The sequence below is a fragment of the Sphingomonas sandaracina genome (assembly GCF_036663695.1).
Lineage (GTDB): Bacteria > Pseudomonadota > Alphaproteobacteria > Sphingomonadales > Sphingomonadaceae > Sphingomonas.
This window is the reverse complement of the sequence record NZ_JAXOJK010000002.1, coordinates 800,799-814,052: the sequence shown is the minus strand read 5'-3', so window position 1 is coordinate 814,052 and position 13,254 is coordinate 800,799. Positions and strand designations below refer to the sequence as shown.

Annotated in this window: 12 protein-coding genes and 2 tRNA genes; 7 read left to right on the top strand and 7 right to left on the bottom strand. The window is 65.9% G+C overall.

Translation table 11 applies throughout. The features are described 5' to 3' along the window. Positions 1 to 8 precede the first annotated feature (8 nt). Positions 9 to 479 carry an Lrp/AsnC family transcriptional regulator gene (locus tag U1707_RS09050; protein WP_056047776.1) on the top strand — a complete coding sequence of 157 codons (471 nt, stop codon included), beginning with the start codon at positions 9 to 11 and terminating at the stop codon, positions 477 to 479. 116 nt (positions 480 to 595) lie between these two features. On the opposite strand, the gene U1707_RS09045 is transcribed toward U1707_RS09050, so the two are convergent. Further along, on the bottom strand, positions 596 to 1,888 hold the full coding sequence (locus tag U1707_RS09045) for a hypothetical protein (RefSeq protein ID WP_332799733.1): 1,293 nt from the start codon (positions 1,886 to 1,888) through the stop codon (positions 596 to 598). A 216-nt stretch (positions 1,889 to 2,104) separates the two neighbouring features. On the opposite strand from U1707_RS09045, the gene yaaA reads away from it, so the two are divergent. The 5 genes from yaaA (at position 2,105) to U1707_RS09020 (ending at position 7,336) form a co-directional block, all read left to right on the top strand. Further along, positions 2,105 to 2,854 (top strand): peroxide stress protein YaaA, encoded by a 750-nt coding sequence (yaaA, locus tag U1707_RS09040; protein WP_332799732.1) that lies wholly within the window; start codon positions 2,105 to 2,107, stop codon positions 2,852 to 2,854. Then, positions 2,851 to 3,537, top strand: a complete 687-nt coding sequence (locus U1707_RS09035; RefSeq protein WP_332799731.1) for an SDR family NAD(P)-dependent oxidoreductase — start codon at positions 2,851 to 2,853, stop codon at positions 3,535 to 3,537. Before yaaA ends, U1707_RS09035 begins: the two co-directional genes overlap by 4 nt. Positions 3,538 to 3,803: 266 nt before the next feature. Beyond that, entirely contained in the window at positions 3,804 to 4,085 is a 282-nt protein-coding gene (locus U1707_RS09030) for a hypothetical protein (protein WP_332799730.1), read from the top strand. A gap of 138 nt (positions 4,086 to 4,223) precedes the next feature. Next, positions 4,224 to 6,989, top strand: a complete 2,766-nt coding sequence (gene gyrA, locus U1707_RS09025) for a DNA gyrase subunit A (protein WP_332799729.1) — start codon at positions 4,224 to 4,226, stop codon at positions 6,987 to 6,989. After that, the gene (locus U1707_RS09020; RefSeq protein ID WP_332799728.1) at positions 6,986 to 7,336 is read left to right on the top strand and encodes a DUF952 domain-containing protein; all 351 of its coding nucleotides are present in this window, start codon (positions 6,986 to 6,988) and stop codon (positions 7,334 to 7,336) included. The genes gyrA and U1707_RS09020 overlap by 4 nt, the downstream gene beginning before the upstream one ends. 261 nt (positions 7,337 to 7,597) lie before the next feature. Here U1707_RS09020 and U1707_RS09015 read toward each other — a convergent pair whose 3' ends face one another. From U1707_RS09015 to U1707_RS09005, 3 genes are all read right to left on the bottom strand, one after another. Next, positions 7,598 to 8,548 (bottom strand): alpha/beta fold hydrolase, encoded by a 951-nt coding sequence (locus U1707_RS09015; protein ID WP_332799727.1) that lies wholly within the window; start codon positions 8,546 to 8,548, stop codon positions 7,598 to 7,600. 162 nt (positions 8,549 to 8,710) lie between these two features. Continuing rightward, positions 8,711 to 8,787, bottom strand: a tRNA-Arg gene (locus tag U1707_RS09010). 50 nt (positions 8,788 to 8,837) lie between these two features. After that, positions 8,838 to 8,914: transfer RNA gene (locus tag U1707_RS09005), tRNA-Arg, on the bottom strand. 94 nt (positions 8,915 to 9,008) lie between these two features. Between U1707_RS09005 and U1707_RS09000 the strand changes: the two genes are divergently transcribed. After that, positions 9,009 to 9,533, top strand: a complete 525-nt coding sequence (locus U1707_RS09000) for a hypothetical protein (protein ID WP_332799726.1) — start codon at positions 9,009 to 9,011, stop codon at positions 9,531 to 9,533. A gap of 19 nt (positions 9,534 to 9,552) precedes the next feature. Here U1707_RS09000 and U1707_RS08995 read toward each other — a convergent pair whose 3' ends face one another. From U1707_RS08995 to hemB, 3 genes are read right to left on the bottom strand one after another with little or no spacing between them, the layout of a single operon-like run. Then, entirely contained in the window at positions 9,553 to 11,796 is a 2,244-nt protein-coding gene (locus U1707_RS08995) for a fused MFS/spermidine synthase (protein ID WP_332799725.1), read from the bottom strand. After that, complete coding sequence (locus U1707_RS08990; RefSeq protein ID WP_332799724.1) at positions 11,789 to 12,250, bottom strand: GNAT family N-acetyltransferase; 462 nt, start codon at positions 12,248 to 12,250, stop codon at positions 11,789 to 11,791. The genes U1707_RS08995 and U1707_RS08990 overlap by 8 nt, the downstream gene beginning before the upstream one ends. After that, positions 12,250 to 13,239 (bottom strand): porphobilinogen synthase, encoded by a 990-nt coding sequence (gene hemB, locus U1707_RS08985; protein WP_332799723.1) that lies wholly within the window; start codon positions 13,237 to 13,239, stop codon positions 12,250 to 12,252. Before hemB ends, U1707_RS08990 begins: the two co-directional genes overlap by 1 nt. Positions 13,240 to 13,254: the final 15 nt, after the last annotated feature.

The window sequence follows — 13,254 nt, the reverse complement described above, 5'->3', positions numbered from 1 at the left end:
TGCGTGAAATGAGTTTTGACCGGATCGATCGGCAGATCCTGTCGCTGTTGCAGGCGGACGGACGGATGACCAACGTCGACCTGGCCGACCAGGTCGGGCTGACCGCCCCGCCGTGCCTGCGCCGCGTCCGTGCGCTCGAGGAAGCCGGTGCGATCCGCGGCTATCACGCCGATCTCGATGCGAGCCGCCTCGGCTTTCCGATCACGGTGTTTGCGATGGTGTCGCTGCGCAGCCAGGCGGAACACGATCTCGCCGCCTTCGAGAACCACATCGCCGACATTCCCGAAATCCGCGAATGCCACATGCTGAACGGCGAAATCGACTTCATCCTGAAGATCGTCGCTGCCGATCTGAAGAGCTTCCAGGAAATCCTGACCACCCACCTGACACCGGCGCCGAACGTCGCGAGCGTGAAAACATCGCTGACGATCCGTACCGCCAAGGCGCTATCGGGCATTCCGGTAGTCGTCGGCGACTAATCACCGTGCTCTGACCAGCGTCTTTTCAAACCGCTTTAAGCCAACCCAACTTCCCTCAAACGAAAACGGGGCGGCATCGCTGCCACCCCGTATCCTTAAGGCCTGATCAGATCGCCTCAGGCGACCGGAGCGGCCAGCCAAGTCGTCCACAAACCGGCGACATCGGCCTTCGGCGCAGCCTTGACGGCAGCGAACGCGGTGGCGGCACCGGCCTTGTCACCCGACTTCGCCAGCGCGATACCCAGATGCAGGTTGACGTCGTCCGCATCGACGCCGCCCTTGGTCAGCGCCAGACGATACAGCTCGACCGACTTGGCATAGTTGTTCTGCCCGAGATACGCATCGGCCGTGCCGGCAGCGAGCTTGCCGTTCGCAGCGGCGGCGGCACGCTTTTCGAGACCTGCGAGCGGACCGTCGGCAGCGATGTTCTTGGTCGCGTCGGCCAGCAGCGACTTCGCCATGGCATTACCCGCGGGGATCTTGCCCTGCGCCGTGCCTTCCTTGATCACCGCCTGTGCCTCACTCGGCAGGCCACGACGGTTCACGCTGTCGGCATATTGCAGATAGTCGGTCTGGTCGGCGAGCGAATTGGTCGCACGCATCAGGCGGAAGATGTCGACCTTCTGCGCTTCGTCCAGCGTGATCAGCGCGTTCTGCTGGATGCCCGCCAGGATCAGCGTATCGCGCCAGTTCTTGGCCGACGGATAGGCGGTGACCCACTTCTTCAGCCACGCCATCGTGTCCGCATTGCGCTTGGCTGCATAGGACTTGGCGATCGCGTACCGATAATAATCTTCCGGTGCCTTCTGGCCCGCGGCAGTCATCTGCGTGATCGAGGCATCGAGATCGGCGGTGGCACCGGTGACGTCGCCGCTTTCCATCTTCGCCTTGACGATCTGCAAGCCGAGGTCCGGATTATTGTATCCGAGTTCCTTGGCCTTCGCGAAGAACTGGAGCGCGATCGGGTACTGCTTGCCGTTGAACGCGAGCGCGCCGCGACGATACGCGTATTTGCCGCGATCCGCCGCCGGCGTGGCCGCATTGTTGATCAATGCATCGAGCGGCTTGGCGAGCGTCGTCTCGTTGACCGGCGCGTTCGGGTTGGCGGCCTGCGCCGCGACGATCTTGTCGTTCTCGAGCTGATAGCGCAGCGCAGCGCCGATATACTTCTCATAGTCGGTCTTGGCGGCTGCATCGATCTGGTCGATCGCGGTCTGCGCACCGGCGAAATCCTTGGCAGCCAGCGCGGTCTGCGCGGCGACGCCGGGCTTCTGGACCTCGGGGCTCAGCTTCATCGCTGGCGCCGCATCGGCCTTCTTGTCCTTGGCGAAAGCGGGCGCGGTAAGCGCCATGCTGCTGGCGCCAGTGGCGAATGCCGCAACCAGTGCAAGCTTGGAAATGGTCTTCATGCGGAAACTCTCCCTCTGCGTCGGCCGGCCTGACGAATTGGTGGCGCGCGCCGACGCTATATGGTCCGCCGTGCATACGTTCAAGCAAGCGGCTTGGATCCCTGACATGGAATTTCGCCCGTGAACCGCGATTGAACGAGACCCCCGATTGAACGACACCCCGATTGAACGACACCCCCGATTGAACGACACGGCGCGCGGCGGTAGATCGCAGCGATGATCGCTGTCCTATCGCCCGCCAAGACGCTCGATTACGAAAGTGCGTTGCCGAAGCTCGAGCCGACCGTGCCGCGGTTCGCCGACGAAGCGCAGACGCTGGCGCATGCCGCCGCGCACCTGACACAGAAGAAGCTGTCGGAGCTGATGCATATCTCGCCGGCGCTGGCGAAGCTGAACGCCGACCGGTTCCGCGATTTCGACACGCTTCCCGAGCGGCCGGCGATGTTCGCGTTTGCCGGCGACGTCTACACCGGACTCGAGGCAAAGACGCTCGACGAGGCGGCGGTCGATTACGCGCAGGATCATGTACGGATGCTGTCGGGCCTGTACGGCCTGCTGCGGCCGCTCGACCTCATGCGGCCGTACCGGCTGGAGATGGGCACGCGCTGGGCGCCCCGGAAGACGAAGCTGACCGACTGGTGGGGGGACAGGATCGCCAAGCTGCTCGCCGACGACGTCGAGGCGGAGGGGTCGGGGACGATTCTCAACCTTGCGAGCCAGGAATATTGGGCGGCGGCGGACGGCAAGCTGCCCTCCGCGATCCGCGTCGTCGCGATCGATTTCCGCGAGGGCGAGGCGCAGAAGTTCGTCAGCTTCCACGCCAAGAAGGCGCGTGGGATGGTGGCGCGCTGGCTGGTCGAGCACAGGGTCGACGATATCGAAGGCATCAAGGGGTTCGACAGCGACGGCTATGCCTATGACGCGACGGGCAGCAGCGACACGCAGTTCCGGTTCGTCCGCAAGTGAGCAGCGCGGTCGTCATCGGTGCCTCGGGCGGGATCGGCAAGGCGCTGGAAGAGGCGCTGATCGAGGAAGGTGCGTTCGACACCGTCCACGGGTTTGCAAGGTCGGATAGCGGCGACCGGCATCTGGACCTGGAGGACGAGGCCAGCATCGCGGCGGCAGCTGCGCGCGTCGGATCGCCGACGCTGGTGATCGTCGCAACCGGCTTGCTGCACGACGGCGACAAGGGCCCAGAGAAGGCGATGCGCGAGCTCGATCCGGTCTGGATGGCGCGCAACTTCGCGATCAACGCGATCGGGCCGGCGCTGGTGGCGAAGCACTTCCTGCCGACGATGCCCAAGGCGGGACGGATCGTGTTCGCGGTGCTCTCGGCGCGGGTCGGGAGTATCGGCGATAACAGGCTCGGCGGCTGGTACGGCTATCGCGCGTCGAAGGCCGCGATGAACCAGTTGGTGAAGACGATCTCGATCGAAGACAAGCGTCGCAATTCGAGCGGGATCGTCGTCGGCCTGCATCCCGGCACCGTCGACACCGGCCTGTCGAAGCCATTCCAGGGCAACGTCACCCCAGGCAACCTGTTCAAGCCGGACCGCGCGGCGGTGCAGTTGCTCGACGTCATCGACGGTCTGCGCGCACCCGACAGCGGCAAGCTGTTCGCCTGGGACGGCGTCGAGATTACGCCCTAACTGCTCCCCTCCCTAGAAGGGAGGGGTCGGGGGTGGGTCGGCCGGTTGTCGACCACCACCGCTCGCCCATGCGGAAGCCGACCCACCCCCTGCCCCTCCCTTCCAGGGAGGGGTAAGAAGTAAGGGACCTTCCTTCTTGAAAGGCAGGGGGTAGGAAGCAACGCCCCTCCATGACGCGGATTTCACCCGCCTGCCATCACGCGGTCAGGTCGCCCGGCGCACTTTCCTCCCATCGTCCACCAAGGTCGAAACGAGAGGATACCCGCATGATGAAGTCCCTCCCCCTCGCCATCCTCGCCGGCAGCGCTTTACTGTCCGGCGGCGCCGCGATCGCCGCGACGCAGGCACATGCCACCGTCCAGCCGAAGACCGTCGCGACCCACACCACCACGACCAAGACCACCACGCCGACGGGCCATACCAAGGTCGCCAAGCGCACCACCACGGTCAGGAAAGGCCGCATGGTCTCCGCCAAGCTCGCCAACGGCAAGACCGTCACGTATGATTGCTCACTCGCCGGCAACAAGACCAAGGCCGCCTGCAAGTAGCCCCGGTCAAGTACCCCCCGTCAAGTAACCACGAAACCGCCACACCCCCTCGTGCGTACGCGTGCGCGGGGGTGGTAAGGTGCCCCCCCCTCGGCTAGGGTGTGTCATCATACCGCAACAAGCCGAAAGCGTTCAGATTTGACCGACGAGACCATACTCGCCGAACCCCAGGGCGGCGAGCCCGCCGGCATCGCCACGATCTCGATCGTCGACGAGATGAAGTCGAGCTATCTCGATTACGCGATGAGCGTCATCGTCGCGCGCGCGCTGCCCGACGTCCGCGACGGCCTAAAGCCGGTGCATCGCCGCATCCTGTACGGCGCGCACGAAAGCGGCTTCGTCGCCGGCAAGCCCTACCGCAAGTCCGCACGCATCGTCGGTGACGTGATGGGTAAATACCATCCGCACGGCGACAGCTCGATCTACGATGCGTTGGCCCGCATGACCCAGGACTGGTCGATGCGTGTGCCGCTGATCGACGGCCAGGGCAACTTCGGCTCGATGGATCCCGATCCGCCCGCAGCCATGCGCTACACCGAGGCGCGTCTCGGCAAGGTGGCGAACGCGCTGCTCGGCGATCTCGACAAGGATACGGTCGACTTCACGCCCAACTATGACGGCTCGGAGCGCGAGCCTTCGGTGTTGCCGGCGCGCTTCCCGAACCTGCTGGTCAACGGTGCAGGCGGTATCGCGGTCGGCATGGCGACCAACATCCCGCCGCACAATCTCGGCGAAGTCATCGCCGCGTGCCTCGCCTACATGGACAATGGCGCGATCACGACCGAGGAACTGTTCGAGATCGTCCCCGGTCCCGACTTCCCGACCGGCGCGATCATCCTTGGCCGTGCGGGCGCCAAGTCGGCCTATGAGACGGGCCGCGGCTCGATCATCGTCCGCTCGCGGCATATCGTCGAGGAGGGCAAGGGCGACCGCCGCTCGATCGTCCTCACCGAAATCCCGTTCCAGACCGGCAAGAACGGCCTGGTCGAGAAGATCGCCGAAGCCGCCAAGGACAAGCGCATCGAGGGCGTCAGCGACATTCGCGACGAATCGAGCCGGATGGGCGTGCGCATCGTCATCGACCTGAAGCGCGACGCGACCCCCGATGTGGTGCTCAACCAGCTGTGGCGGCACACGCCGGCGCAGTCGAGCTTCCCCGCCAACATGCTGGCGATCCGCGGCGGCCGCCCCGAGCTGCTCAACCTGCGCGACATCATCGGCGCGTTCATCACCTTCCGCGAGCAGGTCATCACGCGGCGGTCTAAGTTCGAACTCGCCAAGGCACGCGAGCGCGCGCATCTGTTGCTCGGCCTCGTCATCGCGGTCACCAACCTCGACGAAGTCGTCAAGATCATCCGCGGCTCGTCGAGCCCGGCCGAAGCGCGCGGCAAGCTGCTCGCACGCGAATGGCCGGTCGAGGAGATCGCCCCGTACATCGCACTGGTCGAGGCGGTCGAGGACAAGCAGGCCGACGGCATCTACAAGCTGTCAGAGCCGCAGGTCCGCGCGATCCTCGATCTCCGCCTGCATCGTCTCACATTGCTCGGCCGCGACGAGATCGGCGACGAGCTGAAGGCGCTGGCCGCGACGATCGGCGAGCTGCTCCACATCCTCGGCGACCGTGCGAAGCTGTACGAAGTTATGCGCGGCGAGTTGATCGCGATCCGCGACGAATTCGCCACCCCGCGCCGCTCCGAGATCGCCGCTGCCGCCAACGGCATCGACGACGAGGACCTGATCGAGCGCGAGGACATGGTCGTCACCGTGACCATGCAGGGCTATATCAAGCGCACTAGCCTCGACACGTTCCGCGCACAGGCGCGTGGCGGCAAGGGTCGCGCCGGCATGTCGACGAAGGACGAGGACGTCGTCACCGAGCTGTTCGTCACCTCGACGCATACCCCGGTGCTGTTCTTCTCGAACCTCGGCAAGGTCTATCGCTACAAGGTCTGGCGCTTGCCCGAGGGTGGTCCTGCGACGCGCGGTCGGCCGATGATCAACCTGCTGCCGCTGGCGCCGGGCGAGACTATTTCGACCGTGCTCCCGCTACCGGAGGATCTGAGCGAGTGGAGCCGCCTGCACGTGATGTTCGCGACGCAGCGCGGGCTCGTGCGTCGCAACGCAATGGACGCGTTCACCAACGTACCGTCGAACGGCAAGATCGCGATGCGGTTCGAGGAGGGGTCTGAGGACAAGCTGATCGGCGTCGCGCTGCTCAGCGAGCATGACGATGTGCTGCTCGCGACCAAGTGCGGCAAGGCGATCCGCTTCGCCGGCGACGACGTCCGCGAGTTCCAGAGCCGCACCTCGACGGGCGTGCGCGGCATCACGCTGAAGAACGACGACGAGGTCATCTCGCTGTCGGTCCTGCACCGCGTCGGCGCGACCCCCGAAGAGCGCGAGACCTACCTGAAGTTCGCACCGTGGAAGGGCGAACGCGAGGGCGATCACGGCATGGGCGACGAGCGCTACAACGATCTCAAGGACCGCGAGCAGTTCATTCTGACGATCTGCGAGAACGGCTATGGCAAGCTGTCGAGCGCCTATGATTACCGCCGCACCGGCCGCGGTGGCCAGGGCATCACCAACATCGACAACATCGCGCGCAACGGCCCCGTCGTGGCAAGCTTCGCCGCGGCCAAGGGCCATCAGCTGATGCTGGTGACCAACCAGGCCAAACTGATCCGCACGACGCTCGCGTCGCTGCGCGTCATCAGCCGCAATTCGGCGGGCGTGAAGCTGTTCGACGTGGCGAAGGGCGAGCACGTCGTCTCCGCCGCACGGATCGAGGAAACCGAGGAAGACGCCGAGATCAACCTGGCCGACGCCGTGCCAGAGGTCGCTCCGGACACCGGCGCGACGATCGGCGAGGATACCGCCGCAGGCCCGGAGGACGGCGAATGAGCCGCGATCCGATCGCCTACAAGGTGCTGACGGGGGAGCAGCTGGCGACCCTGGGGAGCGGGAGCTTTGCAGGGGCACCGGTGGATCTGGCTGATGGCTATATCCACCTTTCGACCGCGGAGCAGTTGACTGAGACGGTCGACAAGCACTTCGCCGGTCAGTCGGATCTGCACGTCGCGGCAATCGATCTCGAAGCGCTCGGCGACGATGTGAAGTGGGAAGAGTCGCGTGGGGGACAGTTGTTCCCGCACATCTATGGCGGGCCGTTGTTGTTGGAAGTCGTGCTGTCCTACGGCCCGCTGGAACGCGACGAAGCCGGCAAGGTGAAGCTCCCCGTCGCGGGCTGACCGGCACTCAAACTCGAGCTTGTTCTCCCGCGAAGGCGGGAGCCCAGCCTGGACTCCCGCCTTCGCGGGAGAACAAGGAAGCGAGAGCTGCCGTTCGGTCGGTCATGTTTTGTGCTGACTAAGCTGCCACCACCCCGGCGAAGGCCGGGGCCCAATTGGGGACGGTAGCTAACGGAGCACGGCCTTCAGTTACGCTGGCCTTTCCAATTGGGCCCCGGCCTTCGCCGGGGTGGATAAGCTGCTTGGTCTAAGCAAGATAACTCACCCAGCCGCAAACGCCGCCCGCACGAACCGCGCACAAGCCTCAGGCGCAGTGATCGGGATCATGTGCCCCCCCTCGATCGTGTCGATCTTCGCCCCCGGAATCACCGCAGCCGTCCGGTGACCATTCCACGCCGGATCCAGAATCGCATCCTGCCGCCCGAACAATATCCGCACCGGCACGCCGATCTCCGCATACCGCCCGACCATAGCCGCCACGTCATCATTCGCCCCGGCAAGATCCGCCGCGGCCGCCGCGATCGCGATCGGCCGCGCCGACAGCGCGCCGCCGCCCCGCGTCACGAAATCCTCGGGCACAGCCTCGGGCGCGAACACGCCTTCAAGCGTCCTCTTCGCGGTCAGACGGCTCAGTGGCGTGCCGAGCACCTGCGCGAACGCCAGTCGCGCGCCTGCGGGTATCCGCGCGAGGCCACGGAAGCTCTCCGGCACCCGTTCCAGCGGCTGCGTCAGCGGCGCGATCAGGGCCAGCGCGCGGACAAGATGCGGATGGTCGAGCCCGACCGCCAGGCTGAGCGCACCGCCCAGCGAATGCCCCACCAGCAGCGGTCGATCGAGCCCGAGCTTCTGGATGAAGTCGGCGATGATCGCACCCTGCCCGATGATACCCGGCATCGCACCCGTCGCAGTCGAATAGCCCGACCCCGGCCGGTCGACGACGATCACGCGGTAGTCGTCCTTCAGCAGGTCGACGAGCGCATAGCTGAAGTTGCGCAACTGCCCGCCGAGCCCGTGGACCATGACGATCGCCGGGCCGGTCCCGACGTCGATATAATGCAGACGCGCACCCGCGACATCGAGGAAGCGGCCCTCCGCCGGCACCAGTTCCTCCGCATACCGCGCGACACGGCTCGAATAGAGCGCCAGCCCCAGCCCCGACACGGCCGCCAGCAACGCCCCCCCGATCAAACCCTTGCCCGCACGTTGCATCATGTTCTCCATAGTATCGTCCGACGTCCCAACGCTGCGACAGTGTCAAAGTCGCATTTCGGTCATCGGGACGGCTCATGCCATTGCCGTCGATGTCCGCAACGACGCGCACCGCCGATGTCGCGAACAACAGCGTCTTTCAACAAGCAAATAGAAACAGGAAAATGGTGCACCCAGAGCGATTCGAACGCCCGACCCTCAGATTCGTAGTCTGATGCTCTATCCAGCTGAGCTATGGGTGCATCGCCACACCGTGTCCGGTCCGGCAAGCCCGCCGTGAAGCGGAAAATCCTGGTGCACCCAGAGCGATTCGAACGCCCGACCCTCAGATTCGTAGTCTGATGCTCTATCCAGCTGAGCTATGGGTGCACTGGAGGGGCGCTGATAGCAGGCATTTTCGAGCGTGCAAGGGCGTAGCGCGATAAAGTTGTGTCGCGGCACGCAGCGGCATAGAGCGACGGGCATGAAACACGCTGCATCGCTCCGTCTGGTATCGCTGGGTCTGGTATCGCTGGCTGGCCTCCTGGCAACGGGCGCATGCAGCGGGGACACGACCAGCTATCCGTCGCTCGGCATCCGTCCGATCGAGAAGCTGGGCTTTGCCGAACCCGAGGTGAAGGCCGCGGTGGCGGCACTCGACCCAGCACTTGATGCAGAAATCGCGACGCTGTCCGGCAAGCTCGACGCGATCGCCACCGGCTTCGCGCGCGATGCGGCGAGGGCGGACGCATTGGCGCCGACCGCGCGCGGCGCGGCCGTGGGAAGCGAGCCGTGGATCGCTGCGCAGACGGCGCTTGCCGGACTGGACGACTGGCGCGCGCAGAGTTCCTCGCTCGTCACCGACATCGAAGCGCGCGCGACCGATCGCGCGGCCAAGCTGCAGCCCGACTATCCGGCGCTGGCGGCGATCCGCGACAAGGCACAGGCGGAAGCCGACCGGCAAGGCGCGACGATCGCGCGTATCCAGGCCAGCCTTCCCGCCGCCTGAGCCACACCGCACCGCGCCCTCAGTACCCCTTGAGCAGCGGCAGGATCGTCGAATAATCGTCGGTCCAGCCGGTGAACCCCTTGCGCGGCCTCAGCGGGGCCCAACCCGGATCGCCGGCCCGAATCGCGGCGATCGGCCGCGGATCGCGGGTCAGCGCGACCCAGTCCGAGGCGGACGCACGATCGACCAACAGGCTCGACGGGCGATAGCGCAGGATGACCGCGTTCCAGCCGCCTTCGCGCGCCGCCGCGGCGACCACCGGCTCGAGATCGATGAAGCGGTTCGAGATATGCACCAGCAGCAGGCCATCCCGCGCGAGCACCCGGCCATAGGTCGCAAACGCCTCGCGCGTCATGAGATGCATCGGCACCGAATCGGACGAGAACGCGTCGAGCGCCAACAGGTCGAGGCTGTCCGATGCGTCATGCGCCAGCGCGATCCGCGCGTCGCCCATCCGGATATCGGGGTTGGGCAGACATTTCGACAGATAGGTGAACTGGCCGGTGTCGCGCGCGATCCTGACGACGGACGGATCGATCTCGTAGAACCGCCAGCGCTCGCCGGGCTTGGCATAGCAGGACAGCGTCCCCGTCCCCAACCCGACGACGCCGATCCGCGCGTGCGGCCCGTACAATGCAGGCGCGGCGAGCATCGCCTGCCCCACCCCCGAACCAACGGAATAATAGGTCGTCGGCGTGCGTTCGCGGGCCGGCGAGCCGCGTAGCTGGATGCCGTGCACGGTCGTCCCGTGATCGAGTTCGCGCGTGCCGCCATTGGGCCCCGGCTCGTCACGCACGGTATAGACGCCGAAATAGCTGCGGACGCGCGCGCCCGGTTCGATCGACAGCGCAAGCGAACGATAGCCGCCGAACACGACGAGCGCGCCAACCAGCACGATCATGTACGGCAACCGCGCGCCGATCGTCGCGAAGCCGATCGCCGCGATGACCAGGAAATCGAGACCCTGCCGGTTCTCGCCGAATAGCCCGTCGGCATCGCTGATCCGCAGACCAGCCAGCACCAGCAACGCGAGCGTGATCGCCGCCAGCGCGAGCCATTTGGTCGACTGCCGTCCCATCCAGATATTACGGAACTGCGCGATCAGATAGGTCTGCGGCACGAGCACGCCGGCCGCGAGGATCAGCAACGGATATTCATAGGTCCAGTCGAACACCACCGGCGCGACCAGCGCGGCGAACACCCCGCCGAGCGCACCGCCCGCCGACATCGCCAGGTAGAAGCCGGTCAGCCGATCGGGCGCAGGCCGCTTGCGGTACAGCGCCGTATGCAACGCGACCGAGATCATGAACAACAGCACCAGCGCGATGCCGGCGCTGAAGAACGGCCGCTCGGTATAGCCACCGCTCATGATGATGCCGCCGAACAGCAAGATGGTGATCGGCGCGATCCGCGTCAGCAGGTCGGCGAGCCAGCGATCGTTCGCGAACGCCACGCTGAAGCTCAGCAGGTACAGCCCGAGCGGGATGACCCACAGCAGCGGCATCGCAACGATATCGGTCGAGATATAGGTCGAGGTCGCCAGCATCATGCCCGACGGCACCAGCGCCAGTGCGATCCAGTGCAGGATCTTGCGTGCGCCCGGCGGCGCGCTGGTCGCGACGACGTGATCGACCGCCGCGGTCTTCGGCAGGCGCGTGGCGCAGGCGAGCACCAGCACGATCAGCAGCAGATAGCCGCCGCTCCACAACAGGCTTTGGCCGTGCACCGCCATCAATGGCTCGACCAGCAACGGATAAGCGATCAGCCCGGCGAAACTGCCGAGGTTGGAGGCCGCGTACAGCGCATAGGGATCGCCGCCGCCGCTAGCCGCGCTGAACCAGCGCTGGATCAGCGGCGCCTGCGCGGAGACCGCGAAGAACAGCGGCCCGATCGACAGGCCGAGCAGCCACGGCACCCAAAGCGCCGGCTGCGCCTCCGCCGACGGCGCCATCGCGACCAGTCCGATCGGCAACCACAGTGCCGCGACGATCAGCACGCCGAGGTGGATCGCCGCCTGCGCACGCGGCCGCACCCGCCCGAGCCAATGCGCGTAGGCATAGCCCGCGAGCAGCAACGCCTGATACACCAGCATCGCCGAGTTCCACACCGCCGGCGCGCCACCCAATCGCGGCAACGCCATCCGCGCGACCATCGGCTGGACGAGGAACAGCAGGAACGATCCCGTCAGGATCGTCGCCACGAACATCGTCCGGCACCAGCGCGCCATCAATGGCCGGTCTTCGATCGCATCAGTGTCAGACATAGGCGGGGCGGTCGATCCGGTAGAGGATGTGGCGGCGGAGACGGTCGTCTTCGGCGAGCTTGGGGTGCTCGAAATCGCCGTCACCTGCTCCGTAAACCGCTGGCGCTGATCGAGCTTCGGATTGAGACGATGAAGCCAGCCTCTTTCCCCCGTCATGCCGGACTTGTTCCGGCATCCACGGTTCCGCAAAATTGAAAGTGCTGAGTATGCGGTGCCGTAGACCCCGGAACCAGTCCGGGGTGACGGGGCGGGTTTGGCACTGCCACGCGCCGAAACATCGAGTGTCGAGCCGGCTTGGAAACTTCCGTTTGCGCGCAACTCGCTCGGAGAAATCAGCCAGCGAAGGTGCCGGCCCGAGATACGCCATCACCGCCGGATCGGCACACATCGCATGATGTGCGGCGGCATCGTCGTCGCGCCAGGCGCGCAAGGTCAGCCGCGCCGTCTCGATCATCACCCGAGCAATTTGGCCGCATGCGCCGCGTGGTACGTCAGCACGCCCGAGCAGCCGGCGCGCTTGAACGACATCAGCGTCTCCAGCACCATGACGTCGCGCTCCGCCGCCCCCGCCGCTACCGCGTGCTCGATCATCGCATACTCGCCCGACACCTGATACGCGAACACCGGCACCTCGAATGCCTGGCGTACGCGGACGATGATGTCGAGATACGGCAGGCCGGGCTTGACCATCACCGTGTCGGCGCCCTCCGCCAAGTCCATCGCCACTTCACGCAAGGCTTCCTCGGCGTTGGCGTTGTCCATCTGGTACGTCTTCTTGTCGCCCTTCAACAGCCCGCGCGAACCGACTGCATCACGAAACGGGCCGTAGAACGCGCTCGCATATTTGGCCGCGTAGGACATGATCTGGACGTTGTGATGCGAGTCCGCCTCCAGCGCGTCGCGGATCATCCCGATTCGGCCGTCCATCATGTCCGACGGCGCGATGATGTCGGCGCCCGCCTTCGCCTGGTTCAGCGCCTGCGCGACGAGCATCTCAGCGGTCGTGTCGTTGACGACATAGCCGGCCGCATCGACCAGCCCGTCATGCCCGTGGCTCGTATACGGATCGAGCGCGACGTCGGTCAGCACGCCAACCTCGGGCACCGCGTCCTTCAGCGCGCGGATCGCCTGGCACATCAGATTGTCGGGGTTCAGCGCCTCGCGACCGTCGTCGGTGCGGCGCTCGGGCTGCGTATACGGGAACAGCGCGATGCATGGGATGCCCAGATCGCGCGCTTCGCGGCCGCGCGCGACGATGCCGTCGACCGACCAGCGCGAGACGCCGGGCAGGCTGGCGATCGGTTGCTCGACGCCGGCTCCCTCGACGACGAACAGCGGCCAGATCAGGTCGGCGGGAGTCAACACGGTCTCGGCATGGAGGCGGCGGCTCCAGGCGGAGGCGCGGGTGCGACGGAGGCGAAGCGCGGGATAGCTTGCGGTCATCTGCGGGCTTTGCGG

What these genes read in the sequence shown, in the direction of transcription:
- yaaA (WP_332799732.1), top strand. Translation starts at nt 2,105, where the DNA reads ATGATCGCTGTCCTATCGCCCGCCAAGACGCTCGATTACGAAAGTGCG.
- U1707_RS09050 (WP_056047776.1), top strand. Translation starts at nt 9, where the DNA reads ATGAGTTTTGACCGGATCGATCGGCAGATCCTGTCGCTGTTGCAGGCG.
- U1707_RS09020 (WP_332799728.1), top strand. Translation starts at nt 6,986, where the DNA reads ATGAGCCGCGATCCGATCGCCTACAAGGTGCTGACGGGGGAGCAGCTG.
- U1707_RS09015 (WP_332799727.1), bottom strand. Translation starts at nt 8,548, where the DNA reads ATGATGCAACGTGCGGGCAAGGGTTTGATCGGGGGGGCGTTGCTGGCG.
- U1707_RS08990 (WP_332799724.1), bottom strand. Translation starts at nt 12,250, where the DNA reads ATGATCGAGACGGCGCGGCTGACCTTGCGCGCCTGGCGCGACGACGAT.
- U1707_RS09045 (WP_332799733.1), bottom strand. Translation starts at nt 1,888, where the DNA reads ATGAAGACCATTTCCAAGCTTGCACTGGTTGCGGCATTCGCCACTGGC.
- hemB (WP_332799723.1), bottom strand. Translation starts at nt 13,239, where the DNA reads ATGACCGCAAGCTATCCCGCGCTTCGCCTCCGTCGCACCCGCGCCTCC.
- U1707_RS09000 (WP_332799726.1), top strand. Translation starts at nt 9,009, where the DNA reads ATGAAACACGCTGCATCGCTCCGTCTGGTATCGCTGGGTCTGGTATCG.
- U1707_RS09030 (WP_332799730.1), top strand. Translation starts at nt 3,804, where the DNA reads ATGATGAAGTCCCTCCCCCTCGCCATCCTCGCCGGCAGCGCTTTACTG.
- U1707_RS08995 (WP_332799725.1), bottom strand. Translation starts at nt 11,796, where the DNA reads ATGTCTGACACTGATGCGATCGAAGACCGGCCATTGATGGCGCGCTGG.